Origin of the sequence: Bradyrhizobium neotropicale (assembly GCF_001641695.1) — a bacterium.
GTDB classification, from domain to species: domain Bacteria; phylum Pseudomonadota; class Alphaproteobacteria; order Rhizobiales; family Xanthobacteraceae; genus Bradyrhizobium; species Bradyrhizobium neotropicale.
The window spans coordinates 15,778-38,803 of record NZ_LSEF01000059.1; the positions used below are offsets into that span (position 1 = coordinate 15,778).

Here is a 23,026-nt window from a genome sequence, read left to right on the forward strand (position 1 = left end):
CGCAAAGGACCAGCATAGAAACCGCGCCGGCCACGCCGCGCGCGAGATCGGCTCGCGTCAGGTGTCTGGTCATGATTCCGCTCCTTGGCTCTCAGGGAGAATGGCGGCGGTGGAGGTTGGTTCCTCGCCAAGGCCGTTATCCGCTCACGGTTGTGCGGGACGAGGTCGACACTCATCCGGAACCATTTGCTGTTCTTTCCCGTTGCCGTGCCGACCTCGATAGCGAGGTGATCGAGGGACCCATGCCGCTCATCCGCTATTTCATCTTCACGGGCGGCGTTCTGCTGGCGCTGCTGTTTCTGGTCGACCGCTACATGGACAGTCCCGAAAAAATTGCCGTCCAGGTCGGGCAGGATCCGGTCGTGCGGATTAATTCCGCACAAAGATGGCCCGAGAAGATCGTCTTCGACACCAGCGCGCCGCGAGTGCCGCCACCTTACGTCGCGGTGGTTGCAGCGCCTTCTGCACCTGCGCCGGATACGCAGGGCGGCACGCGTCAGGCGTTCGCGATGGCTGAGCAATCAGCCGGCGAGCCGAAGCGCGCCGCGCCGCCGACGCCGAACAAGCATGTCGCACAACAGCATCGCCGGCATCGGGCGCCGCGCACAATGCCGCGCGACCAGCCGATGCTCTATGGGCAGTTCTATGGTCCGCGCCTGTCAGCGGGCTGGTGGTGATTGGCGCCCTCGCGCGCGGCGCTGACCGATTAAACGCAGGTCAATAGATGCCGGATCACATCCTCAGATATCGAGGATGTTTTTCGCGTTCACAACAGCGTGTCTTTATTCGGGAATAATCGTTCCCTATTATCCCGCAATGCAAAAGAACCCCCTCCGATCGCAACCCGTTCTCCGTGCGCCCGGTCGTCCCCGGGAGTTCGACATGGATACCGCGCTCGACCGGGCAGTGCGGGTGTTTCGCGAGCGGGGCTACCATGCCACCTCGATCGGCGACCTCACCGCGGCGATGCGACTGGCCACCGGCAGCGTCTACAAGGCTTTCCGGGACAAACGTGCCGTGTTTCTCGCCGCCTTCGAGCGCTACACGGCGCGGCGGCAGGAGCAGACTCGAAGCGCCGCGGCCGAGGGCAACAACGGCCGGGAGCGGGTGCGCAACGTGCTTCGCTCCTATGTCGAGCACTCCCGGGGCAGCGAAGGGCGGCGCGGCTGCCTCGTCGTCGGCAGCGCGATCGAGTTGTCCGCGCTCGATTCCGAGATCGGAGCGCGTGTCATCGCGCAGCTCAGGAGCAACGAGAATTTCATCGCCAGCCTCATTCGCGAGGGCCAGGCCGACGGCTCGATTCCCGGCTCCGTCGCGGCCGACGACACCGCGCGGCTGATGATCTGCATCACCCAGGGCCTGCGCGTCGTCGGCAAGGCGCGGCTGCCGCTCGAGGCCGACCGCCTCGTCGCGGTCGCGATGAAGCTGCTGGCCTGAACCTTTGTCAAATTGGGGAATGATCATTCCCGATTTCTGGAGACTTGTGAATGACGATGAATGCCACGATCGACACTGCGCCGGAGACGCGCGCGGTGTCGCAGCGACTGACCTTCCTGCTGGCTGCGGCCTGCGGCATGGTCGCCGCCAACATCTACTATGCCCAGCCGCTGATCGGCCCGATCAGCACCGCGCTCGGCCTGTCGCACGCCGCGGCGGGGCTGATCGTGACCATGACGCAGATCGGCTACGGCATCGGGCTGCTGCTGATCGTCCCGCTCGGTGATCTCGTCGAGAGCCGCAAGCTGATCTGCTCCGTCATAATGCTCGGCGCCGCGGCGCTGCTCGCGGCCGCCTTCGCGACGCAGGCGCTGCCGTTCCTGACCGCCGCGCTCTTCATTGGTCTCGGCTCGGTCGCGGTGCAGATCATCATTCCCTACGCCGCACATCTCGCGCCGGAAGCCATTCGCGGCCGCGTCGTCGGCAACGTCTCGACCGGCTTGATGCTCGGCGTCATGCTGGCACGGCCCGCCTCCAGCTTCGTCACCGCGGCGCTGTCGTGGCATGCCGTCTTCTTCGGCTCGACGGCGCTGATGATCGCGCTCGCGACCGTGCTCTGGATGACGTTGCCGGAGCGCAGGCCCGTGGCGCGCATGCATTACGGCGCACTGCTGATGTCGATGCCGCATCTGGTGCGGACCACGCCGCTGCTCCGGCGTCGTGCGCTCTACCAGGCCTGCCTGTTCGCCGCCTTCAGCCTGTTCTGGACCGTGACGCCGCTCTTGCTCGCGAGCTCCGAATTCGGCTTGTCCCAGCGCGGCATCGCGCTGTTCGCGCTTGCCGGCGCCTCTGGTGTCGCCGCCGCGCCGATTGCCGGACGGCTCGCCGATCGCGGCCATAGCCGCATCGCGACTCTGATCTCGATGTTGCTGGTCGCGCTGGCCTTCCTGGTGGCGCATATCGACGTGGCCGGGTCGGGGCTAAACCTTGCCTGCCTGGTCGTCGCCGCCGTCGCTCTCGATTTCGGCGTCCAGGGCAATGTGGTGTTGGGTTTCCGCGCCATCTTCGCGCTCGGGCCGGAGCATCGCAGCCGGCTCAACGGCCTCTATATGGCGACCTTCTTCACGGCCGGCGCCGCCGGGTCCGCCCTCGGCGCCTGGGCCTTCGCCCAAGGCGGCTGGATGCTGGCCTCCTGGATCGGCCTTGCCTTGCCTGTCGTGGCCCTGATCTATGCCGCCACGGAGTAGGGCGGCGCGTCCGATTGTGCGCTGCGGTCGGTTTTACCAAGCCTTCGGCCAAGCTATTTCCGCCTCGCGATTTTGGCGCGGCTGTAGTACTTTGGTCGCAACATGACCTGGTTGAAAGCAGGCGGCAGGGGGAGGCTTATGAGGCGTGCGGGACTGTTCGGCGTACCGCGGGTACGGCCATGGTCGTGGCAGGCATTTCTGCTCGGCTTTGCGACTGTGGCGGTGTCGGCCACGCTTCAGGGCATCTGCGTCGCGCTTGGTGCGCAGCTCTGGTTCGCGGCGTTCCTGCCCAGCATCTTCGTCGTCGGGATCGTGGCCGGTGCGCCGGCAGCTGCGGTCGCCGCTCTGCTCACCATTCCGCTGGTATGGTGGGCATTCATGCCGCCGTTCTTCGAGTTCAGCCCGTTGACCACCGTCTATGCGGATTCCATCAAGCTGTTCTTCCTGCTCGCCGTGCTCCTGATCGGCCTTGCCGATCTCTGCCGCGAGACGATGGCAATCGTCAGCCGCGGAGGAATGAGGCCGACAGGCGAGGGCGCGGCAACGAATCCGCAATAATTGGGCTTCGCGCCGAGGGCGCGTTGCCTCGGCGCAACGGTCCGGCAACCATCCGCGCGCTTCTCGTGCGCCGCTAACTTTTCGCAAAACGTTTGGCCGCAGTTTCTCCCCCGGGAATGACGAGGGAGTTTTCGGACATGAACGGCCAGGCCATTTTGGAGAACGTGCGCCGCTACCGCGGAATCGCATCGCTGTATCGGCAGACCGCCGCGTTCCGGCCGCGCCAGAGCTGGTCGCTGCTGGAGCAGGCCACGGAGTGGGAAGCGCGCGCGATCGCGGAGCTGGAAGCCTATTTCGCCGCCCGCACGGACCTCGCGCTCGCTGCGTGAGTGTTAACCATCAGGCCGAACGTCAGCGACAAGACCGCCGACGTTCGCCGCGCAACGTGCGCCGGCAGCACCCGTGGTCTCTACGGAGTTACCCCGGCATACGGGTGTGATAGCAACGCCTCCGTCAGATTGCCTTGACGTCGGCAGGGGGCACGCGATGACCACCTTCAACCGCATCTTCACGACAGAGCGTCTGCTCCAGATCATCGTGATTCTGGCAGCGACGGTCGCCATGAAGCTGATGAGCTGAAGACTATCGCCGGCCGAATTCCGGCACATCGGGCAGATAGTTCGATCCCTCCGAGCCCAGAAAATCGAACATCGCCTGCGCCGGCGGCAGCAGCACCTTGTCGCTGCGGCGGATCACGTACCACTGCCGGACGATGGGCAGTCCGGCGACATCGAGCACGATGAGCCGGCCCTCCGCGAGCTCATGGGCGACCGTGTGCGCTGAGATGAAGGCGATGCCGAGTCCGGCGATCACCGCCTGCTTGATGGTCTCGTTGCTGCTCATCTCCATGCCGATGATCGGCTCGAGATCCGACTTCTGGAACATGCCCTCCATCAGCGTCCGCGTGCCCGATCCCGGCTCACGGGTGAGGAAGGTCTCGTGCACGAGATCGGTCAGGCCGAGGCCGGCATCCTTCTCCAGCCAGTGCCCCTTGCGCGCGACGATGATGTGCGGATTGCCCCCGAGCTGACGCACGTCGACGCTGACGTCGGCCGGTGGCCTACCCATCACCGCGAAATCGAGATCGTAGCCGTGCATGGCCTCGCGGATGTCCTCACGGTTGCCGATGGTCAGCTTGATCTCGATCTTCGGATACCGCTTCGAGAACGCCGCGATCGCATGCGGCACGAAGTACTTCGCGGTCGAGACCGCGCCGAGATGCACCGTGCCCCCGGTTCGCCCCGCGAGGAGGTCGAGCGCGCCCTGACAGTCCGCGATCGCGGCTTCGACGCGCTCGGCCAGCGCGAGCACTTCCTTGCCCGCTTCCGTCAGCAGCATGCCGTCGCCGGTCCGCTGCACCAGCGGCAAGCCGGCGAGGTCCTGAAGCTGCCGGAGCTGCTGCGTCACCGCCGGCTGGGTCAACCCGAGATGGCTGGACGCCGCCGTGACGCTGCCCTTGGCCGAGAGTGCCGCGAGTGAGCGCAGCTGCCGGATCGTCAGATGCCGGAGCTGGGTCGCGGCATGGCCAGGACCATTATAAGAAAATTCTTTGAGGCTCATTATGAATAGAAATTTTCCTTATTAGGCCGGCCCTGTCAATCTCATCGTGCTGGGACGGACCGCACCGGCCTCTACGGGGAGGAAATGGAGGCGGCGCCAGCAAGGGGATGAGCGCAGATGACCGGGCAAATCAGGCTGGACGACCACCTTCAACGGTATTCTGAGACCGCGCCGCACGCTTTGGCGGTGGCGGCGGCAGTCGATGCCATCGCGGCAGGCTCACTTGAGATCGCCGATCTCACCAGCACCGGGCAGCTCGCCGATGCCTCCGGCCTGACGACGGGCCGCAACAGCGACGGCGATCTCCAGCGCGATCTCGATGTCCAGGCCGATGCGATCCTGCGCCGCTGCCTCGGCAAGCTGCCGATCGCGGCCCTCGCATCCGAAGAGATGCGCGAGCCGCAGATCGTCGATCGCGAGGGCAGGATCTGCGTCGCGATGGACCCGCTCGATGGCTCGTCCAACATCGACATCAACATGACGGTCGGCACGATCTTCTCGATCCTGCCGGCGCCGGATGATCTCGCGCTCGCCTTTCATCAGCGCGGCTCGGCGCAGCTTGCGGCGGGGTTCATCACCTACGGCCCGCAGACCTCGCTGGTGCTGACGCTCGGCGACGGCGTCGACATTTTCACCCATGACCGCAAGTCCGGTTGCTTCCGCCTTGCGCGCGGCAACGTGCAGATCCCCGAGTCCTGCGAGGAGTTCGCGATCAACGGCTCCAACCGCCGGCACTGGGATCCGCCGGTGCGCGCCTTCATCGACGAATGCCTCGCCGGTGTCGAGGGGCCCGCCAATCACGACTTCAACATGCGATGGATCGGCTCGCTGGTCGCTGAGGCCTACCGCATCCTCACCCGTGGTGGCGTCTTCCTCTATCCGTCCGATGCACGGCCCGGCTATGGCGACGGCCGCCTGCGCCTCACTTACGAAGCGCATCCAATGGCCTTCATCGTCGAGCAGGCCGGCGGCTCCGCCTCCACGGGGCGCGAACGCATCCTCGACCTTGCCGCGCGCGATCTGCATCAGCGCGTGCCCTTGATCATGGGCTCGAGCAACGAGGTACGCCGCGTCGAGGAACTTCATTGCGATCCGCTGCTGGTCGCGAGCGTTTCCGCCCCGCTGTTCGCGCGGCGCGGCTTCTTCCGGCTCTGAGCGAGGTGACGCATGTCCAGGAAGCATCCGATCATCTCCATCACCGGCTCCTCCGGAGCCGGCACCACCTCGGTCAAGAAGACCTTCGAGCAGATCTTCTTCCGTGAGCGCGTCAACGCCGTCTACATCGAAGGCGACGCCTTCCATCGCTACGACCGCGCCGAGATGCGCACGCAGATGGCGAAGGAAGCCGAGCGCGGCAACAAGCACTTCAGCCATTTCAGCCCCGAGACCAATTTGTTCGAGGAGCTGGAGCGGGCATTCCGCGACTATGGCGAGACCGGCGCCGCGGTGACGCGGCACTATGTCCACGACGCCGAAGAATCCGCGTTGCATGGTACAGCGCCCGGCACCTTCACCGAGTGGAAGCGGCTGCCTGAGAATTCGGACCTGTTGTTCTACGAAGGCCTGCACGGCGCGGTCGTCACCGACAAGGTCAATGTCGCGCGCTATGCCGATCTGAAGATCGGCGTCGTCCCCGTCATCAATCTCGAATGGATCCAGAAGCTGCATCGCGATCGCAGCGCGCGAGGCTATTCCACAGAGGCCGTCACCGACACCATCCTGCGGCGGATGCCGGATTACATCCACTACATCTGCCCGCAATTCACCGAGACCGACATCAACTTCCAGCGCGTGCCGACGGTGGACACGTCCAATCCGTTCATCGCGCGCTGGATCCCGACGCCGGACGAATCGATGGTCGTGATCCGCTTCAAGAATCCGCGCGGCATCGACTTCCCTTACCTGCTCTCGATGCTGCCGCACAGCTGGATGTCGCGTGCCAACTCGATCGTCTGCCCGGGCGCAAAACTCGATCTGGCGATGCAGCTCATCCTGACGCCGCTGATCATGCAGCTCATCGAGCGCAAGCGAAGCCTGAAGTGATGCGCAACAACAACATCGGGAGCGTTTGATGAACATCTCGGTTCATGCCGAAGCCGACCTCACTGCGGTCACGCATAGCGATCTCGCCAATGCTGTCCGCTTCCTCGCGGTCGACGCCATCGAAACCTCGCAGTCCGGCCATCCCGGCCTGCCCATGGGCATGGCGGACGTCGCAACCGTGCTGTTCTCGCGTTTCCTCAAATTCGACTCTGCGCATCCCAATTGGCCGGATCGCGACCGCTTCGTGCTGTCGGCGGGTCACGGCTCGATGCTGCTCTATGCATTGCTGCATCTCACCGGCGGCGATGTCAGCCTCGATGACATCAAGGCGTTCCGGCAGTGGGGCTCGAAGACTCCGGGCCATCCCGAATATGGTCACACGCCGGGCGTCGAGACCACGACGGGACCGCTGGGGCAGGGGATCGCGACCGCCGTCGGAATGGCGCTTGCCGAACGCATGGGCAATGCGCGGCATGGCGACGGCCTCGTCGATCACTTCACTTACGTGATCGCCGGCGACGGCTGCCTGATGGAGGGCATCAGCCAGGAGGCGATCTCGCTCGCCGGGCATCTCCAGCTTGGCCGCCTGATCGTGCTGTTCGACGACAACGGCATCTCCATCGACGGTCCGACCTCGCTTGCGACCTCGGATGACCAGCTCGCCCGCTTCGCTGCCTCGGGTTGGTCGGTGCGCCGTGTCGACGGGCACGATCCCGAGGCGATCGCGCAGGCGATCGCCGAAGAGCGCGAGACTGCACAGCCGTCGCTGATCGCCTGCCGCACCATCATCGGCTACGGTGCGCCGGACCGGCAGGGCACCGAGAAGGCGCATGGCGCTCCGCTCGGCACCGAGCAGACGGCTGCGGCGAGACGGACGCTCGGCTGGGACTATCAGCCCTTCGTGGTGCCGATCCCGGTTGCGAAGGCGTGGCGGATGATCGGACAGCGCGGACAAGTCGCACGCCTCGCCTGGCTCGATCGCTATGAATGCGCGACGCCCGAGCAGCGCGAATTGTTCATCGAGGGCAAGGCGGTTGCCCTGCCGAGCGCCTATGCCCAGGCGTCGGCGAAACTGCGCGAGCGCTTTGCCACCGAGCGTCCGAAGATCGCGACGCGGCAGGCCTCGCAACAGGTGCTCGACGGCATTGCCGCGACGATTCCCGGCCTTGTCGGCGGCTCGGCGGATCTGACGCATTCGAACCTGACGCACGCCAAAGGCCAGGCTCCGGTCAAGCGCGGCGCGTTCGCCGGCGACTACATCCACTTCGGCATTCGCGAGCATGGCATGGCGGCGGCGATGAACGGGCTTGCGCTGCATGGCGGCTTCATCCCCTATGGCGGCACGTTCCTCGCCTTCTCCGACTACAGCCGGCCGGCCATTCGCCTTGCCGCCTTGATGCGGCTGCGCATCATCCACGTGATGACCCATGACTCCATCGGTCTCGGCGAGGATGGTCCGACGCATCAGCCGGTCGAGCATCTTGCCGCGCTGCGCGTCATTCCGAACCTGTTGGTGTTCCGCCCAGCCGACGCGGTCGAGACGCTGGAAGCCTGGGACTGCGCGCTCGAGGCGGAAAATCGCCCCTCAGTGCTGTGCCTGTCGCGGCAGGCATTGCCGACCTTCCGTAGCGATGCGCGCGGCAGGAACCGCGTCGCGCGCGGCGCCTATCTCGTCGTCACGCCGGACGGCGGCCGCGACGTCACGCTGATCGCGACCGGGTCGGAAGTATCGATCGCGCTGGAGGCGGCGCGCCTGCTGGCGACCGAGCATATCCGTGCCGCTGTGGTCTCGGCGCCCTGCTTCGCTCTGTTCGAGGAGCAGCCGGAGGATTACCGCGCCACTGTCCTCGGCACCGCGCCGCGCATCGGCATCGAAGCAGCGGTGCAGGGCGATTGGGCGCGGTGGCTCGGTGCCGACGGCGAGTTCATCGGCATGCGTGGCTTCGGCGCCTCGGCGCCGGCGCCGGTGCTGTACCGCGAATTCGGCATCACCCCGCAGAGCATTGCAGAGGCGGCCAGGCGCTCGGTCGCGCGTCGAAACGAGGGAAAAGAAGCATGAGCTTGCGTGTCGCCATCAACGGATTTGGCCGGATCGGCCGCAGTGTGCTGCGCGCGATCGCCGAGTCCCGCCGCAACGACATCGAGGTGGTCGCGATCAACGACCTCGGTCCGGTGGAGACCAACGCGCATCTGTTGCGGTTCGACTCCGTCCACGGCCGCTTCCCCGGCGAGGTCAGGGTCGACGGCGATACGATCGATATCGGCGGCGGTCCGATCAAGGTGACGGCGATCAAGGATCCCGCGCAACTGCCGCATCGCGCACTTGGCGTCGATATCGTGCTGGAATGCACCGGCCTGTTCACCTCGCGCGAGAAGGCCGCCGCACACCTTCAGGCGGGCGCGAAGCGCGTGCTGGTCTCGGCGCCGGCGAGCGAGGTCGACCTCACCGTCGTGTTCGGCGTCAACCATCTCAAGCTGACCGGCGATCACATCGTGGTCTCCAATGCCTCGTGCTCGACCAATTGCCTCGCGCCGCTCGCACAGGTGCTGGACGAGGCGGTCGGCATCGAGAAAGGCTTCATGACCACGATCCACTCCTACACTGGCGATCAGCCGACGCTCGATACGTTCCACAAGGATCTCTACCGCGCCCGCGCCGCCGCGCTGTCGATGATTCCGACCTCGACTGGCGCGGCCAAGGCCGTGGGCCTAGTGCTGCCCGAGCTGAAGGGCAAGCTCGACGGCGTGGCGATCCGCGTGCCGACGCCGAATGTATCGGTGGTCGATTTCAAGTTCGTCGCCAGGCGCGCAACGAGCGCGAAGGAGATCAACGACGCGGTCCAGGCGGCAGCCAATGGACGGCTAAAGGACATCCTCGGAGCCACCGACGCGCCCAATGTCTCCACCGACTTCAACCACGATCCGCGCTCCAGCACCGTCCATCTCGACCAAACCAAGGTCATGGACGGCAATCTGGTGCGGGTGATGAGCTGGTACGACAACGAATGGGGCTTTTCCAACCGCATGGCGGACACCGCCGCTGCGATGGGCCGGCTGATCTGAGCTGACGGAAGACGAAACGGAGAACTGCCTTGGCACGCATTACCCTTCGACAACTGCTCGACCACGCAGCGCACCACGGCTACGCGGTGCCGGCGTTCAACATCAACAACATGGAGCAGGGCATCGCGATCATGCAGGCGGCGGCCGAGGTCGACGCGCCCGTGATCATGCAGGCCTCGCGCGGCGCGCGCAGCTATGCCGGCGATCTCATGCTCTCGCACATGATCGATGCGCTGGAGCGGACCTATCCGGACATTCCGCTCTGCATGCACCAGGACCACGGCAATGACGAGGCGACCTGCGCCAGCGCCATCGCCCACGGCTTCACCTCGGTGATGATGGACGGCTCGCTGAAGGCCGACGCCAAGACGGCGGCAGATTACGACTACAACGTCGCGATCACCGGCCGCGTCGTCGATCTCGCCCATTGGGTCGGTGCGTCGGTCGAAGGCGAGCTCGGTGTGCTCGGCTCGCTCGAGCACGGCGGCGGCGAGCAGGAGGACGGTCACGGCGTCGAAGGCAAGGTCAGCCACGACCAGTTGCTGACCGATCCCGACCAGGCGGTCGATTTCGTCCGCGCGACGAAAGTCGACGCGCTGGCGATCGCGATGGGCACCTCGCACGGCGCCTACAAGTTCAGCCGCAAGCCGGACGGCGACATCCTGGCGATGCGGGTGGTCGAGGAGATCCATCGGCGGCTCCCGAACACGCATCTTGTTATGCATGGCTCGTCCTCGGTGCCGCAGCCGCTCCAGGACATGTTCAACCAGTTCGGCGGCGAGATGCCGCAGACCTGGGGCGTGCCGGTCGAGGAAATCGTCCGTGGCATCAAGAGCGGCGTCCGCAAGGTCAATATCGATACCGACTGCCGGCTGGCCATGACAGCGGTGTTCCGCAAGGTCGCCGCTCAAACGCGCTCCGAGTTCGATCCGCGCAAATTCCTCAAGCCCGCGATGGACGCGATGCGCGAGTTGTGCCGCGAGCGGTTCGAGCAGTTCGGCACCGCAGGCCACGCAAGCAAGATCAAGGTGATCCCGATGAGCGAGATGGCGCGGCGGTACCGCGCCGGCGAATTGGATCCACGCATCGACGCCCGCGAGCCCGTCGCGGCCTGACCGATCAGAAAGAGCAGAGAGAAGAAACAGGAGAGAGACATGAACGCACATGCAGGCACGGTCCGCGGCAAAGAGCGCTATCGCTCGGGCGTCATGGAATACAAGCGCATGGGCTATTGGGAGCCCGACTACACGCCGAAGGACACCGACGTCATCGCGCTGTTCCGCGTGACGCCGCAGGAGGGGGTCGATCCGATCGAGGCTTCGGCGGCGGTGGCCGGCGAATCCTCAACCGCGACCTGGACGGTGGTGTGGACCGACCGGCTGACGGCGGCCGAGAAGTATCGCGCGAAATGCTATCGCGTCGATCCGGTGCCGGGCTCGCCGGGCTCCTACTTCGCCTACATCGCCTACGACCTCGATCTGTTCGAGCCGGGCTCGATCGCCAATCTCTCGGCGTCGATCATCGGCAACGTCTTCGGCTTCAAGCCGCTGAAGGCGCTTCGGCTCGAGGACATGCGCTTCCCTGTCGCCTATGTGAAGACGTTCCAGGGGCCTGCGACCGGCATCGTGGTCGAGCGCGAGCGGCTCGACAAGTTCGGCCGGCCGCTGCTGGGCGCGACCGTCAAGCCCAAGCTCGGGCTCTCCGGCCGCAATTACGGCCGCGTCGTCTACGAGGCGCTGAAGGGCGGCCTCGATTTCACCAAGGACGACGAGAACATCAACTCGCAGTCCTTCATGCACTGGCGCGACCGCTTCCTCTACTGCATGGAGGCGGTGAACCGCGCGCAGGCGGCCTCCGGCGAAGTGAAGGGGACTTACCTCAACATCACCGCGGGGACGATGGAAGACATGTATGAGCGCGCGGAGTTTGCCAAGGAGCTCGGCTCGGTCATCGTCATGATCGATCTCGTGATCGGCTACACCGCGATCCAGTCCATGGCCAAGTGGGCGCGGCGCAACGACATGATCCTGCATCTGCATCGCGCCGGTCACTCGACCTATACGCGGCAGAAGAGCCACGGCGTGTCATTCCGCGTCATCGCCAAATGGATGCGGCTCGCCGGCGTCGACCACATCCATGCCGGCACCGTGGTCGGCAAGCTCGAGGGCGACCCCAACACCACGCGCGGCTACTACGACGTCTGCCGCGAGGACTTCAATCCGACGAAGCTCGAACACGGCCTGTTCTTCGACCAGTCCTGGGCGAGCCTGAACAAGATGATGCCGGTCGCCTCCGGCGGCATCCATGCCGGCCAGATGCATCAGCTGCTCGATCTCCTCGGCGAGGACGTCGTGCTGCAATTCGGCGGCGGCACCATCGGCCATCCCATGGGCATCGCGGCCGGCGCGACCGCCAACCGCGTGGCGCTGGAGGCGATGATCCTCGCGCGCAACGAGGGCCGCGACTACGTCCATGAAGGTCCGGAGATCCTGGCCAAGGCGGCTCAAACATGCACGCCGCTGAAGGCCGCGCTCGATGTCTGGAAGGACGTCACCTTCAACTATCAATCCACCGACACGCCGGACTTCGTGCCGACGGCGCTGGAAACCGCTTGAGGAGAATAGACATGAAGCTGACCCAGGGCTGCTTTTCGTACCTGCCCGATCTGACCGACGACCAGATCTACAAGCAGGTGCAGTACTGCCTCACCAATGGCTGGGCGGTGAACATCGAGTTCACCGACGATCCGCATCCCCGCAACACTTATTGGGAGATGTGGGGCCTGCCGATGTTCGATCTTCAGGACGCTGCCGGCGTGATGATGGAGCTCGCCGAATGCCGCAGGGTGTACGGCGACCGCTACATCCGCATCAGCGGCTTCGATTCCAGCCATGGCTGGGAATCGGTGCGGATCTCGTTCCTGGTGAACCGGCCGAAGCAGGAGGCCGAGTTCGAGCTGGTGCGGCAAGAGGTGAACGGCCGTGCGACCCGCTACACGACGGTGCGCAAGGCCACGCAGCACGCCGCGCCGTAAGCCTTTTCGCTTCCGCGCGGAGCGCTCCCTGCTCCGTTTCCTTGGCGGACCACTGCTTCGCCGCTCCCCCGCGGCGAAGCCCTTTTCTTCGAGATGCCGATGCTTGATGTACCGAACCCGACCACCACGGAGACCGCCTTCGACCTGCGCAAGGAGGCCGAAGCGGCCGGGATCACCTCCACGCTGCAACAGCTCGAGCAGGAGCTGATCGGCCTGAAGCCGGTCAAGAACCGGGTGCGCCAGATCGCCTCGCTCCTGCTCGTCGAGCGCATGCGGCAGCGGGCAGGACGGGCCTCCGCGCCGCCGACCCTGCACATGTCGTTCACCGGCAATCCCGGCACCGGCAAGACCACGGTCGCGTTGCGCATGGCGAAGATCCTGCACGGTCTCGGCTTCGTGCGGCGCGGGCAGGTGATCTCGGTGACGCGTGACGATCTCGTCGGCCAGTATATCGGCCACACTGCGCCGAAGACGAAGGAGATCCTGAAGAAGGCGATGGGCGGCGTGCTGTTCATCGACGAGGCCTATTATCTGCACCGCCCCGACAATGAGCGCGACTATGGCCAGGAGGCCATCGAGATCCTGCTCCAGGTGATGGAGAACCAGCGCGAGGATCTCGTCGTGATACTTGCCGGTTATGGTGAGCGGATGACGAGCTTCTTTGCCTCCAATCCCGGCTTTCGCTCGCGCATCGCCCATCACATCGAATTCCCGGACTATTCTGAAGCGGAGCTGCTCTTCATCGCGGAGTTGATGTTGCAGGAGCGCGGCTATCGCCTGTCGAGCCCTGCGCGTGATGCGCTCGAGAGGTACATCGCGTTGCGCCGGACGCAGCCGTTCTTCTCGAATGCGCGCTCGATCCGCAACGCCGTCGACCGCATCCGGCTGCGCCAGGCCGACCGCCTGGTGTCTGATCTCGACCGTATGCTCGACATCGCCGATCTCGAAACCATCGACGCCGTCGACGTGCTTGCGAGCCGTGTGTTCAACGGCGGCGCCGCAGCCGACGCAAGGAGTGCAAAGCCATGACCAGGGACATCGTGATTGCGCCGTCAATCCTGGCCGCCAATTTCGCAAAGCTCGGCGAAGAGATCGCCGCAATCGACGCGGCCGGTGCCGACTGGATCCATTGCGACGTGATGGACGGGCATTTCGTGCCCAACATCAGCTTCGGCGCTGACATCATCAAGGCGATCCGGCCCATCACCCGGAAGGCATTCGACGTCCATCTCATGATTGCGCCGGTGGATCCCTATATCGAGGCCTTCGCCAAGGCCGGCGCCGACATCATCACGGTCCATGCCGAGGCCGGTCCGCATCTTGATCGCTCATTGCAGGCGATCGGCGCGCTCGGCAAGAAGGCCGGTGTCAGCCTGTGCCCGGCGACGCCGGAAACTGCAATCGAACATGTGCTCGATCGCGTCGATCTCATCCTGGTGATGACGGTCAATCCCGGCTTCGGCGGGCAATCGTTCCTCGATTCCCAGATCGGGAAGATCAGGCGAATTCGCAGCATGATCGGCGGTCGGCCGATCCGGCTCGAGGTGGATGGCGGCATCACGCGCGATAACGCGGCGGCCGTTGCCGCTGCGGGCGCCGATACGCTGGTTGCGGGATCGGCGGTGTTTCGCGGTAACGACAGCGCCGACTATGCCCGCAACATCGGGGCTATTCGCCTCGCCGCGGAAGCCGGCCGGGTTCCCAATTCGGCGCCGCCGGCGCGTGCCGTCGAGACGGCACTCCGGTAGACTAACGGGTGGTTCATGCGGCGAATACGCCGTGGCGCCGCCGCGCGTTCCTCGCGGGCGAAGCCTGCGAGGAGATGCAGGGCTATTTCATCGGCCGGCCGGAACTCATCGAGCGTGATCTCGATTTGATCGGCGTCAATGTCAAGCGTCGCCTCTACGCGTAGCCTGCGAGCAGTCGGTTCCCACGGGCGCAGGAACCACTCGCGTTTCCTAGAAATTAACCCAGGTTAGGCGAGCGGGATGGCAAGTTGGCCCGCAGAAAATCTTTTGCATAACCGCCATCGCCCTGACGCAAATCAAGGCAATAAGCCGAGTTGAACGCGAGGGAGGGTCTCATGGAGAACGTACGTCGCTACCGGGCACTTGCATCCCTCTGTCGTCAACAGGCGGCCTATCGACCGCTCCAGACCTGGGAACTCCTTGGCCAGGCCGAGCATTTCGAACATCTCGCTGAAATCGAGCTGAAAGCTCATTTCGACGCGTGCAACGCGAAAGCCGAAGACGAGGCTCCGGCCGCTCCGAAATGGGAAACTCCGGCTGCGGCCTGATGAAGTCGGACACTGCTTTCGTCAAAACGACGTCACTCCCCGGGACTGTCATGGTCTCCGGCGCGGCGTAGGTATTGCGCTGCTCCGCTCGCAGGTGTTTGCTGACCACCGCTCACACTGAGCCGGTCTCGAACCGAGTCGCGCAATTTCGGCCGCGGCCCCGGCCGCACATTCTTTGCCAAGATTTAATCGCGTGGACGGGACGTCGTAAGGTTGCGGCGCCCATGTTGGATGCAAGGCGACACCTTCCAACATGGACATTTCGACATGAACGATCCCGTCAATTCCGGCACTAAACCCCATACCATTCTCCGGCCACGCCGGCTCGCGCTGCTTGGCACCGTGGGCGCGCTCGGCCTCGCCGTGCTGGCGACGGCTCCGGGCACGTCTCCCTTCCAGGCTTCTCTCATTGCCCCGGCGCAGGCCGCTGAAACGACCGCGACGCCGCCCGGCTTCGCCGATCTCGTGTCCAAGGTGAAGCCCGCCGTGATCTCGGTGCGGGTGAAGATTGACCAGGACAGCGACAAGAGTGCGATGCTGCAGCAGAATCGGATGGATTCCGACGAGGATTCGCCGTTCGAGCAGTTCTCGCGGCAGTTCGGCTTCCGCTCTCCCAATGACATGCCCAATGGCATGAACGGTATGCCCCGCCAGCGCCACCAGATGGTTACGGGCGAGGGCTCCGGCTTCTTCATTTCGGCTGACGGTTACGCGGTGACCAACAACCACGTCGTCGACCATGCCCAATCCGTGCAAGTGACGACGGATGACGGCACGATCTACACCGCGAAGGTGGTCGGCACCGATCCGAAGACCGACCTGGCGCTGATCAAGGTCGAAGGCAAGAAGGACTTTGCGTTCGTCAAATTCTCCGACCAGAAGCCGCGGATCGGCGACTGGGTGGTCGCGGTCGGCAATCCCTTCGGCCTCGGTGGCACCGTGACCGCCGGCATCGTCTCGGCCAGCGGCCGCGACATCGGCAACGGTCCCTATGACGACTACATTCAGATCGACGCGCCGATCAACAAGGGCAATTCCGGCGGTCCGGCGTTCGACATGAACGGCAACGTGATCGGCGTGAACACCGCGATCTTCTCGCCCTCCGGCGGCTCGGTCGGCATCGGTTTCGACATTCCGGCGGCAACAGCAAAGCTCGTTGTTGCCCAGCTGAAGGACAAGGGCTCGGTCACCCGTGGCTGGCTCGGCGTGCAGGTCCAGCCGGTAAACGCTGATATCGCCGACAGCCTCGGCCTGAAGGAGGCGAGGGGCGCGATCGTCGACAATCCGCAGGACGGCAGCCCCGCGGCGAAGGCGGGCATCGAGGCGGGCGACGTCATCACCGCCGTCAACGGCACCGCGGTCAAGGACTCCCGCGACCTCGCCCGCACTATCGGCACGATGGCGCCGGGCAGCTCGGTGAAGCTCGACGTCTGGCACAAGGGTGAGAGCAAGACGGTGACTGTCGCGCTCGGCGAGTTGCCGAATGAGCGGCAGGCCAAGGCCACCGAGGGCAAGGTGCAGCCGGACGCCGGCACGCCGCGCCTCGGTCTCAGCCTGGCGCCGGCCGGCGACGTGCAGGGTGCGGGCCAGAAGGGCGTCGTCGTCACCGAGGTCGACCCGCAGGGTCCGGCTGCGCAGCGCGGTATCCAGACCGGCGACGTCATTCTCAATGTCGGCGGTAAGGCGGTCACCAATGCTGGCGACGTCCGCTCGGAGCTGATGCAGGCGAAATCGTCCGGCAAGCGCAGCGTGCTGCTGCAGGTGAAGAGCGCCGACGCCACTCGGTTCGTCGCCGTGCCGCTCGCCTGAGCCCGGACGCCTTCGATCGCAAATCAAAAAGGCGGCCAGCGGGCCGCCTTTTTCACGCTCCGCTGCGACATACTTTAAGGAGGCCGATAACATTCTCGTTAACGGCAGCAATAGTGACGGGTTTGTCTGAAAAAGCCGCGTTCACGCGGCAGTCTTGTGGGAGTTGCGTCCCGGCGGCAATGGCGCTGCCGCGACGGTTGCAAGAGTGGAACTTCAACCACCCGGCCGGTGGCCGGGAGTTCGCATTTGATCGGTGCCGACATGGATCGATTGAAGCTCTCGCGGAGAAGCGCGCTGCTCGTGGTGCCGTTCGTGCTCTACAGCCGAAGCGCCCTGGGGCGTGACGATGGCCGCTACTCCAATTCTCCGCTCAAGCCGTGGTTCGACAGCTTGCGCAGCCATCTCGGTCCCTGTTGCTCGGATGCCGATGGCGTCGCCGTCGCCGATCCCGACTGGGAATCGCACAATGGACACTATCGGGTGCGGCTCGATGGGCAATGGGTCGAGGTGCCGGACGAGGCGGTGATCACCGAACCAAACCTTGCCGGCCGCACCATGGTGTGGCCGGTCAAGACTGCCTTCGGTATCTCGATTCGCTGCTTCATGCCGGGCAGCATGATCTGAGAACACGATCTGAGTGATTGTCGATCTTCGGCAAGGCGCGCCCCGCCTGCGCGCCTTGCCGAATCTCGTCGTAGCGTTAGCGCTTCTTCTTCGATGACTTCCGCTTCTTCGACGCCTTCTTCGTGGCCTTCTTCTTCGGGACCTTCTTGCCCTTCTTGCGTGCCTTCGACAGTCCGATCGCGATTGCCTGCTTGCGGCTCTTTACGCGTCCGCCACGACCGCCGCGGCCGCTCTTCGCGGTGCCCTTCTTGTAGCGCCGCATCTCGCTTTCGACGTCTTTGTCGGAGCTGCGCGAATAGCGCCGTTTCTTTGCTTTCCGTGCCATGCATGTTCTCCTTCGGCCGATGGAGAACCGTACGCGACAGGCATGGTTCCGAAGGCCCGCGCGAGGCGGCGACGACGGCAAGCTGTCTAGCAAGCTGTCTAGAAGGAATTCGCCAGCTCGATCTCCGCCTCCAGCGCCTGGATGCGCTGTGCCGCTTCGGTGAAGGACAGGTCGCGCGCATATTGCGCGGGCTGGTAGGCTTCTTCGCTCAGCCGCTTCAGCTTGAGCCCCTGCGCGCGCGTCATCTGCTCTGCGAGCAAGACCTTGGCATCGTATTTACCTTGAAGTTGCATGTCCGTCCTCCATCCTGAAATCGTGACTTGACTATATGTTCTTATTTTGTTCTAACAAGCCATGGACAATAGAATTAATGAAATTCGACGCAAAATCAGTGCCTTGAGGCTGGAAATGGCCGACGTCGAGGCGTCCGTTCGCGACCTCCTCAATCGCGACCGCGACTGCACCGGACGTGCGCTCGAGCAGATGGGCCTGCGGCGGAAGATCAACCTCTTGATCGGCGAATGGAAGGCGGCCGGCGGCGGCGATGTGCTGCCTGATATCGCCGATCGGATGCGTCTTCGCCCCGCGAAGAAGGACGGCAAACCGGCGCGCCCCATCGCGCGCTGCTAAAGACTTTCGGAGGCGCGCCGTGGACGAAGACCCGGATACGTACCGGATTCTGAAATTGCGCGCCGAGATCCTCGAACTGGGCTCCGCCATCCGCCAATTGCAGCGCGAGGGCCTGGATCATGCGGCGGCACAGCTCCTGATCTCGCGCAAGCGGGCGCAACTCGAGCAGCTCGTCAAGGCACCCGAGCGGCGACCGGCTTAACATCACTGACATCCGACGCAGCTAAAGCGTGCACGCAACGCGACACGCCGGAGTTCGCCGATGTCGGATGCCGACATGACCGCCTTGCTGCACAAGGTTCTTGATGAAATCTGTGCCGACGTTCCCGTGTCCGAGACAGCGACCCGCGAGCGCGTTGCCGCGAGATTGCGCGAAGCCGCGCGACGGGATGATTGCTCGGTCGAGGATTTGAAGCGGGCCGGGTGCGATGCGCTGAGCCGCGCACCGACGATGTGGCCCTAAAACGAGTGTCGCTCGAACATCAGATCGAGAAAGGCCCCGCGATCGCGAGGCCTTTGCATGAGGCGTGTACCGCCTATTTGCTCATGCTGCCGCCTTGGTTCGTTCCGGGGCCGGCATTGCCTTGGCTCGATGGGTTTGCGGGTCCGCTGGATTTCGTGTTGGCTCCCGTCGTCTGCGATGACGTCGTCGATGATTGATGTTTCGCTTTGTGCGATTTGGCCTGCGCGGCGAAGGGCGCGGCGGCGACGCCGATTGCCAACATCATGGCGAGAGCGAGCTTGGTCGTCTTCATGTGCGGGAACTCCCTGAGTTAGATTGACGCAGGCAGCCAACCGCGTCTCCCGGCAGGAGTTCCGAACAAAGCGCGTTGCGGACCTCGCACGCGCTTCAAAATTCCTTGTCCTCGGCGAGGATGAACACGGCACCCGTCAAAGCGGCGCCGATCGCAAATGTCGTCACCAGCGTGACCACGAAGACGAAGATCGCCGGACTTCCGCCGTTATTGAGCAGGGTGGCGACTGCCGGGTTCACCAACGTGAGGATCAGGCCGAAGAGCAGTCCCAGCGCAGCGCCCATCATCGCATGCGTCATCACCTTGATGATACCGGTGCGGGAGATCAGGCCGGACGGCTTTTTCTGTGTACGCATGGAACCGACCCATGAACAGCATGGAAACGCGGTTGATGACCTTCGGGTTCCCCGCGCATGAACGAATTGTCACGCCGGGCTTCATCCGACGTTCATGCCGGGCTTGCGAGGATGCCGCGGAGAAGGAAAAGGGACGTGTGATCATGGGAAAGGTCGTCTTTCTTTATCGCTCGCTGGCCTATCGCAACGCGGCGGCTGAAATGCTGCGCAAGGCACGCAAGCTGCCGCGTGGCGCGGAGCGGCGCGCGGCCAGGCGTTATGCAAAGGCGTTGCGCGATCTCGCTCAAACTGAAGCATGGCTGGAGGGACGGGTCGCCGACGAACCGCGTCCGGTGCAGCAAATGAGGACGGCGGCTTCGCGCTAACCCGACGCGCGCTGAAGCTCGCCGGAGGAGGCCGCCTCGAATTTGGCGGGTGAGGTCGACGTCGTGGCCTTGCGCGTCAGCGGCACTTCCAATCGACACAGCAGGCCTTCGGCACGCCAATCGAACTGCGCCTGCCCGCCGAGCTGGGATTCGACGCTGGCGAGCAGGCTCCTCGTGCCGAAGCCGCGAGATTTCGGCGTTCTGACTAGCGGGCCGCCGGATTCCTCCCAGCTCAAGGAGAGGACGTCGTTTTCGGTCTGCCAGCCGATCGTGAGCCGTCCTGCACGCGTCGAGAGCGCGCCATATTTCGCCGAATTGGTGAAGAGCTCGTGCAGCGCCAGCGCAAGCGTCTGAGCCGTCGCCGGCGCAAGCTGAACCTCGGGACCGGCGAGCCTGATCTGACCGCCGAGCGAATAGGGCGCGAGCTCCTCCTCGATCAGCTTGGAGAGCTCGGCGCCCTGCCAGCTCGACAGCGACAGAATGGTGTGGACGCGCGCCAGCGCGTTGATGCGCCCCTCGACCGCGTTGACGTAGGTCTTGACGCTGTCGGCGCGGGTGAGGCGGACGATCGATTGCGCCAGCGCCAGCGCATTCTTGGCGCGATGATCGACCTCCCGCGCCAGCAGATTCTGCCGTTCCTCTGCGCGCTTGCGTTCGGTGATGTCGACGGTGACGCCACTCACCCGAACCACGCGGCCGCTTGGGTCCACCGTCGCGGCCGCGGTGCCGACGCACCAACGCACTTCGCCGTCGGGCCGGCTGATGCGGAACTCACCCTCATAGGCCCGCGCGCCGGTATTGAATGCTGCGATCGCCGCTCGGAACTGGTCGACGTCGTCAGGGTGCAGCAAGGCCTGGATGTTCGCCGAGCTGACGCTGAACGTTTCTGGCGTCACGCCGAAGATGCGATACTGGCCTTCATCCCACATCCAGTCGCCGTTGATCCAGTCCCAGTCCCAGGATCCCATCTTGCCGGCGGCGATCGCCATGCTGCGCCGCTCCTCGCTCTCGCGCAGCTTTGCCGTGGAATTCTCCAGCTCGGCCGTGCGGGCGCGAACCCGGTCCTCGAGTTCCTGGTTCAACCGTTCGAGCTCGCGCGTCTTGCGGTAAAGCTCGGCAAACACCTTGATCTTCGCGCGCAGCACCTCCGGCACGACCGGCACCGGCACGTAGTCGACCGCGCCCATCTCATAGCCGCGCAACCGGTCGATGTCGGAGACCTGGATCGCCGAGATGAAGATCATCGCGGTCTTCTGGAAGCGCGGATGTTCCCGGATCATGGCGGCAAGCTCGAAACCGTCGAGCTCGGGCATGCAAACGTCGACCAGGATCACCGCGATCTCGGTCTTCAGCAGGACCTCCAGCGCATCGCGCCCCGACGAGGCGATCACCAGGTTCTCACCGAGATCCTTCAGGATCACCTCATAGGCAAGCAGCTTGGCCGGCTGGTCGTCGACAAGGAGGATATTGACCTTTTCGTGGTCCATTCGCGGATCCCACTCAGCGATGCAGCCACATGCGGATCGCAAGCAGCAACTGATCGGTGTTGACGGGTTTGGCGAGATAGTCGGACGCGCCCGCTTCCAGACATTTCTCCCGGTCGCCCTTCATCGCCTTCGCAGTGAGTGCGATGATCGGCAGGCGCGCAAAGGCCGGGTTCTCCCGGATCACGCCGATGGTCTGATACCCATCCATCTGCGGCATCATGATGTCCATCAGCACGATCGCGATCTCCGGATTGGACTCGACCAGCGCCACCGCCTCACGGCCGGTGGTTGCGGTCAGCACCTTCATGCCGCGCCGTTCCAGCACGCTCGACAGCGCGAAGATGTTGCGTGCATCGTCGTCGACGAGCAGCGCGGTCTTGCCGATCAGATCCTCGTCGGAACTGTTCAGCTTCTCGAGCATCCGCTGTTTCTCGGTCGGAAGTTCCGTGATCACGCGATGCAGGAACAGCGCGGTCTCGTCGAGCAGGCGTTCCGGCGACTCCACGCCCTTGACCACGATGCTGCGCGCCATGGTGTGAAGCTCGGCATCCTCCTCGGCCGAGAGCTCGCGGCCGGTGAACACCACCACGGGGATGTTCGACAGCATCTCGTCGTTGCGGATCTGGTCCAGCACCTCGAAGCCGCTCATGTCGGGCAGGCGCAGGTCCAGCACCACGCAATCGCAGGGCTGCTGGCGCAGAGTCGAGAGTGCGCCGGCGCCGGTGTCGGTCGCGACGATCTCGATGTCGTCGTGATGCAGGAGCTCCCGGATCGAGAGCTGTTCGGCCTCGTTGTCCTCGACGATCAGGAGCCGCTTGCGCCGCGGCCTTGCATATTCCTTGATCTGCGTCAGCGCGGCGGAGACGCCCTCGGTCGTCGTCGGCTTGTTGACGAAGGAGAAGGCGCCGCGGGCGAGCGCATGCTGGCGGTCTTCGTCGAGCGTGATGATCTGCACGGGAATGTGGCGCGTCAGCGGATTGTGCTTGAGCTGGCTCAGTACCGTCCAGCCGAGCATGTCGGGCAGGAACACGTCGAGCGAGACGGCCGTCGGCTGATACTGCTTTGCGAGCTCGAGCGCTTCGGCGCCGCGGGCGGCGACCAGCACCTTGAAGCCCTTGTCGCGGGCGAGGTCGACCAGCACCCGCGCATAATGCGGATCGTCCTCGACGATCAGGAGAATAGTATCGCCGGGCTCGAGGTTGAGCCGGTCGTCGGGCAACTGCTCGATGACGCGCTGCTGCTCGGGCGCGGCCGGCTGCAATGCCGGCGGCTGGCTGTATTGCTGCGGCGCGGGCGCGGCGCGCGGCGCGAGCGTCGGGCCGGAATATTTCAGGGGCAGATAGAGCGTGAAGGTCGAGCCCTTGCCGGGCGCGCTGCGCAGGTGGATCTCGCCGCCGAGCAGGCTGGCAAGCTCGCGGCTGATCGCAAGGCCGAGAC

At 64.7% G+C, this 23,026-nt stretch carries 29 protein-coding genes; 22 read left to right on the forward strand and 7 right to left on the reverse strand.

Annotated features, from left to right (window positions below):
* Positions 1 to 71: 71 nt before the first annotated feature.
* From AXW67_RS43245 to AXW67_RS19560, 5 genes are all read left to right on the forward strand, one after another.
* Complete coding sequence (locus tag AXW67_RS43245) at positions 72 to 677, forward strand: hypothetical protein (RefSeq protein ID WP_201723694.1); 606 nt, start codon at positions 72 to 74, stop codon at positions 675 to 677.
* 139 nt (positions 678 to 816) lie between these two features.
* Positions 817 to 1,437, forward strand: coding sequence for a TetR/AcrR family transcriptional regulator (locus AXW67_RS19545; RefSeq protein ID WP_063679174.1), 621 nt, complete (start codon positions 817 to 819; stop codon positions 1,435 to 1,437).
* Positions 1,438 to 1,487: 50 nt separating this feature from the next.
* A complete protein-coding gene (locus tag AXW67_RS19550) occupies positions 1,488 to 2,684 on the forward strand; it encodes an MFS transporter (protein ID WP_063679175.1) in 1,197 nt (398 codons plus the stop codon).
* A gap of 138 nt (positions 2,685 to 2,822) precedes the next feature.
* Positions 2,823 to 3,242, forward strand: coding sequence for a hypothetical protein (locus tag AXW67_RS19555; protein WP_027553739.1), 420 nt, complete (start codon positions 2,823 to 2,825; stop codon positions 3,240 to 3,242).
* Between the two features lie 137 nt (positions 3,243 to 3,379).
* Positions 3,380 to 3,571 carry a hypothetical protein gene (locus tag AXW67_RS19560; RefSeq protein ID WP_027553738.1) on the forward strand — a complete coding sequence of 64 codons (192 nt, stop codon included), beginning with the start codon at positions 3,380 to 3,382 and terminating at the stop codon, positions 3,569 to 3,571.
* 253 nt (positions 3,572 to 3,824) lie between these two features.
* Here the strand turns inward: AXW67_RS19560 and AXW67_RS19565 are convergent, their stop codons facing one another.
* Entirely contained in the window at positions 3,825 to 4,802 is a 978-nt protein-coding gene (locus AXW67_RS19565) for a LysR family transcriptional regulator (protein WP_063679176.1), read from the reverse strand.
* A 117-nt stretch (positions 4,803 to 4,919) separates the two neighbouring features.
* On the opposite strand from AXW67_RS19565, the gene AXW67_RS19570 reads away from it, so the two are divergent.
* The 13 genes from AXW67_RS19570 to AXW67_RS19620 all read left to right on the forward strand — a co-directional run bounded on the left by AXW67_RS19570 (position 4,920) and on the right by AXW67_RS19620 (position 17,671).
* Entirely contained in the window at positions 4,920 to 5,957 is a 1,038-nt protein-coding gene (locus AXW67_RS19570; protein WP_063679177.1) for a class 1 fructose-bisphosphatase, read from the forward strand.
* 12 nt (positions 5,958 to 5,969) lie between these two features.
* Positions 5,970 to 6,845, forward strand: a complete 876-nt coding sequence (locus AXW67_RS19575; protein WP_063679178.1) for a phosphoribulokinase — start codon at positions 5,970 to 5,972, stop codon at positions 6,843 to 6,845.
* 28 nt (positions 6,846 to 6,873) lie between these two features.
* Positions 6,874 to 8,904, forward strand: a complete 2,031-nt coding sequence (gene tkt / locus AXW67_RS19580) for a transketolase (RefSeq protein ID WP_063679179.1) — start codon at positions 6,874 to 6,876, stop codon at positions 8,902 to 8,904.
* On the forward strand, positions 8,901 to 9,908 hold the full coding sequence (gene gap, locus AXW67_RS19585; protein ID WP_063679180.1) for a type I glyceraldehyde-3-phosphate dehydrogenase: 1,008 nt from the start codon (positions 8,901 to 8,903) through the stop codon (positions 9,906 to 9,908). The genes tkt and gap overlap by 4 nt, the downstream gene beginning before the upstream one ends.
* A gap of 29 nt (positions 9,909 to 9,937) precedes the next feature.
* Entirely contained in the window at positions 9,938 to 11,023 is a 1,086-nt protein-coding gene (gene fba / locus AXW67_RS19590) for a class II fructose-bisphosphate aldolase (protein WP_027553732.1), read from the forward strand.
* Between the two features lie 39 nt (positions 11,024 to 11,062).
* Positions 11,063 to 12,523, forward strand: coding sequence for a form I ribulose bisphosphate carboxylase large subunit (locus AXW67_RS19595; RefSeq protein WP_063679181.1), 1,461 nt, complete (start codon positions 11,063 to 11,065; stop codon positions 12,521 to 12,523).
* A gap of 11 nt (positions 12,524 to 12,534) precedes the next feature.
* Positions 12,535 to 12,942, forward strand: a complete 408-nt coding sequence (locus AXW67_RS19600) for a ribulose bisphosphate carboxylase small subunit (protein WP_063679182.1) — start codon at positions 12,535 to 12,537, stop codon at positions 12,940 to 12,942.
* Positions 12,943 to 13,041: 99 nt separating this feature from the next.
* Entirely contained in the window at positions 13,042 to 13,971 is a 930-nt protein-coding gene (cbbX, locus tag AXW67_RS19605; protein ID WP_063679249.1) for a CbbX protein, read from the forward strand.
* Positions 13,968 to 14,690, forward strand: a complete 723-nt coding sequence (gene rpe, locus AXW67_RS19610) for a ribulose-phosphate 3-epimerase (protein ID WP_063679183.1) — start codon at positions 13,968 to 13,970, stop codon at positions 14,688 to 14,690. The genes cbbX and rpe overlap by 4 nt, the downstream gene beginning before the upstream one ends.
* A gap of 8 nt (positions 14,691 to 14,698) precedes the next feature.
* Entirely contained in the window at positions 14,699 to 14,854 is a 156-nt protein-coding gene (locus AXW67_RS42775) for a hypothetical protein (RefSeq protein ID WP_161491273.1), read from the forward strand.
* A gap of 171 nt (positions 14,855 to 15,025) precedes the next feature.
* The gene (locus AXW67_RS40640; RefSeq protein WP_082907965.1) at positions 15,026 to 15,238 is read left to right on the forward strand and encodes a hypothetical protein; all 213 of its coding nucleotides are present in this window, start codon (positions 15,026 to 15,028) and stop codon (positions 15,236 to 15,238) included.
* A gap of 267 nt (positions 15,239 to 15,505) precedes the next feature.
* Entirely contained in the window at positions 15,506 to 17,047 is a 1,542-nt protein-coding gene (locus AXW67_RS19615) for a Do family serine endopeptidase (protein WP_027553727.1), read from the forward strand.
* Positions 17,048 to 17,293: 246 nt separating this feature from the next.
* Positions 17,294 to 17,671, forward strand: coding sequence for a hypothetical protein (locus tag AXW67_RS19620; protein ID WP_027553726.1), 378 nt, complete (start codon positions 17,294 to 17,296; stop codon positions 17,669 to 17,671).
* 76 nt (positions 17,672 to 17,747) lie between these two features.
* Here AXW67_RS19620 and AXW67_RS19625 read toward each other — a convergent pair whose 3' ends face one another.
* Positions 17,748 to 17,996, reverse strand: a complete 249-nt coding sequence (locus tag AXW67_RS19625; protein ID WP_063679184.1) for a DUF6496 domain-containing protein — start codon at positions 17,994 to 17,996, stop codon at positions 17,748 to 17,750.
* Positions 17,997 to 18,094: 98 nt separating this feature from the next.
* Positions 18,095 to 18,289 carry a DUF3072 domain-containing protein gene (locus AXW67_RS19630; protein WP_027553725.1) on the reverse strand — a complete coding sequence of 65 codons (195 nt, stop codon included), beginning with the start codon at positions 18,287 to 18,289 and terminating at the stop codon, positions 18,095 to 18,097.
* 115 nt (positions 18,290 to 18,404) lie between these two features.
* Here AXW67_RS19630 and AXW67_RS19635 point away from each other — a divergent pair, with 115 nt between their 5' ends.
* The 3 genes from AXW67_RS19635 to AXW67_RS19645 are packed head-to-tail and all read left to right on the forward strand — an operon-like array spanning position 18,405 to position 19,089.
* Positions 18,405 to 18,626: a hypothetical protein gene (locus AXW67_RS19635; protein WP_027553724.1), complete on the forward strand. Its 222-nt coding sequence runs from the start codon at positions 18,405 to 18,407 to the stop codon at positions 18,624 to 18,626.
* Between the two features lie 19 nt (positions 18,627 to 18,645).
* The gene (locus AXW67_RS19640; RefSeq protein WP_063679185.1) at positions 18,646 to 18,828 is read left to right on the forward strand and encodes a hypothetical protein; all 183 of its coding nucleotides are present in this window, start codon (positions 18,646 to 18,648) and stop codon (positions 18,826 to 18,828) included.
* 60 nt (positions 18,829 to 18,888) lie between these two features.
* Positions 18,889 to 19,089: a hypothetical protein gene (locus AXW67_RS19645; protein WP_063679186.1), complete on the forward strand. Its 201-nt coding sequence runs from the start codon at positions 18,889 to 18,891 to the stop codon at positions 19,087 to 19,089.
* Positions 19,090 to 19,162: 73 nt separating this feature from the next.
* On the opposite strand, the gene AXW67_RS19650 is transcribed toward AXW67_RS19645, so the two are convergent.
* Entirely contained in the window at positions 19,163 to 19,381 is a 219-nt protein-coding gene (locus AXW67_RS19650; RefSeq protein WP_027553721.1) for a hypothetical protein, read from the reverse strand.
* Between the two features lie 95 nt (positions 19,382 to 19,476).
* Positions 19,477 to 19,737, reverse strand: coding sequence for a hypothetical protein (locus AXW67_RS19655; RefSeq protein WP_027553720.1), 261 nt, complete (start codon positions 19,735 to 19,737; stop codon positions 19,477 to 19,479).
* 11 nt (positions 19,738 to 19,748) lie between these two features.
* On the opposite strand from AXW67_RS19655, the gene AXW67_RS44160 reads away from it, so the two are divergent.
* A complete protein-coding gene (locus AXW67_RS44160; RefSeq protein ID WP_245315633.1) occupies positions 19,749 to 20,102 on the forward strand; it encodes a hypothetical protein in 354 nt (117 codons plus the stop codon).
* Here AXW67_RS44160 and AXW67_RS19665 read toward each other — a convergent pair.
* Positions 20,099 to 21,589, reverse strand: coding sequence for an HWE histidine kinase domain-containing protein (locus AXW67_RS19665; RefSeq protein WP_063679187.1), 1,491 nt, complete (start codon positions 21,587 to 21,589; stop codon positions 20,099 to 20,101). The two genes, AXW67_RS44160 and AXW67_RS19665, sit on opposite strands and share 4 nt — an antisense overlap.
* Positions 21,590 to 21,602: 13 nt before the next feature.
* Positions 21,603 to 23,026: response regulator (locus AXW67_RS44165; protein WP_245315635.1), on the reverse strand; the 1,424-nt coding region annotated here is incomplete at its 5' end.

Excerpts from the sequence above, each read along its gene's own strand:
- AXW67_RS43245 (WP_201723694.1), top strand. The coding sequence starts at position 72 with ATGATTCCGCTCCTTGGCTCTCAGGGAGAATGGCGGCGGTGGAGGTTG.
- AXW67_RS19545 (WP_063679174.1), top strand. The coding sequence starts at position 817 with ATGCAAAAGAACCCCCTCCGATCGCAACCCGTTCTCCGTGCGCCCGGT.
- AXW67_RS19550 (WP_063679175.1), top strand. The coding sequence starts at position 1,488 with ATGACGATGAATGCCACGATCGACACTGCGCCGGAGACGCGCGCGGTG.
- AXW67_RS19555 (WP_027553739.1), top strand. The coding sequence starts at position 2,823 with ATGAGGCGTGCGGGACTGTTCGGCGTACCGCGGGTACGGCCATGGTCG.
- AXW67_RS19560 (WP_027553738.1), top strand. The coding sequence starts at position 3,380 with ATGAACGGCCAGGCCATTTTGGAGAACGTGCGCCGCTACCGCGGAATC.
- AXW67_RS19565 (WP_063679176.1), bottom strand. The coding sequence starts at position 4,802 with ATGAGCCTCAAAGAATTTTCTTATAATGGTCCTGGCCATGCCGCGACC.
- AXW67_RS19570 (WP_063679177.1), top strand. The coding sequence starts at position 4,920 with ATGACCGGGCAAATCAGGCTGGACGACCACCTTCAACGGTATTCTGAG.
- AXW67_RS19575 (WP_063679178.1), top strand. The coding sequence starts at position 5,970 with ATGTCCAGGAAGCATCCGATCATCTCCATCACCGGCTCCTCCGGAGCC.
- tkt (WP_063679179.1), top strand. The coding sequence starts at position 6,874 with ATGAACATCTCGGTTCATGCCGAAGCCGACCTCACTGCGGTCACGCAT.
- gap (WP_063679180.1), top strand. The coding sequence starts at position 8,901 with ATGAGCTTGCGTGTCGCCATCAACGGATTTGGCCGGATCGGCCGCAGT.
- AXW67_RS19595 (WP_063679181.1), top strand. The coding sequence starts at position 11,063 with ATGAACGCACATGCAGGCACGGTCCGCGGCAAAGAGCGCTATCGCTCG.
- AXW67_RS19600 (WP_063679182.1), top strand. The coding sequence starts at position 12,535 with ATGAAGCTGACCCAGGGCTGCTTTTCGTACCTGCCCGATCTGACCGAC.
- cbbX (WP_063679249.1), top strand. The coding sequence starts at position 13,042 with ATGCTTGATGTACCGAACCCGACCACCACGGAGACCGCCTTCGACCTG.
- rpe (WP_063679183.1), top strand. The coding sequence starts at position 13,968 with ATGACCAGGGACATCGTGATTGCGCCGTCAATCCTGGCCGCCAATTTC.
- AXW67_RS40640 (WP_082907965.1), top strand. The coding sequence starts at position 15,026 with ATGGAGAACGTACGTCGCTACCGGGCACTTGCATCCCTCTGTCGTCAA.
- AXW67_RS19615 (WP_027553727.1), top strand. The coding sequence starts at position 15,506 with ATGAACGATCCCGTCAATTCCGGCACTAAACCCCATACCATTCTCCGG.
- AXW67_RS19625 (WP_063679184.1), bottom strand. The coding sequence starts at position 17,996 with ATGGCACGGAAAGCAAAGAAACGGCGCTATTCGCGCAGCTCCGACAAA.
- AXW67_RS19630 (WP_027553725.1), bottom strand. The coding sequence starts at position 18,289 with ATGCAACTTCAAGGTAAATACGATGCCAAGGTCTTGCTCGCAGAGCAG.
- AXW67_RS19635 (WP_027553724.1), top strand. The coding sequence starts at position 18,405 with ATGGCCGACGTCGAGGCGTCCGTTCGCGACCTCCTCAATCGCGACCGC.
- AXW67_RS19645 (WP_063679186.1), top strand. The coding sequence starts at position 18,889 with ATGTCGGATGCCGACATGACCGCCTTGCTGCACAAGGTTCTTGATGAA.
- AXW67_RS19650 (WP_027553721.1), bottom strand. The coding sequence starts at position 19,381 with ATGAAGACGACCAAGCTCGCTCTCGCCATGATGTTGGCAATCGGCGTC.
- AXW67_RS19655 (WP_027553720.1), bottom strand. The coding sequence starts at position 19,737 with ATGCGTACACAGAAAAAGCCGTCCGGCCTGATCTCCCGCACCGGTATC.
- AXW67_RS44160 (WP_245315633.1), top strand. The coding sequence starts at position 19,749 with ATGAACAGCATGGAAACGCGGTTGATGACCTTCGGGTTCCCCGCGCAT.
- AXW67_RS19665 (WP_063679187.1), bottom strand. The coding sequence starts at position 21,589 with ATGGACCACGAAAAGGTCAATATCCTCCTTGTCGACGACCAGCCGGCC.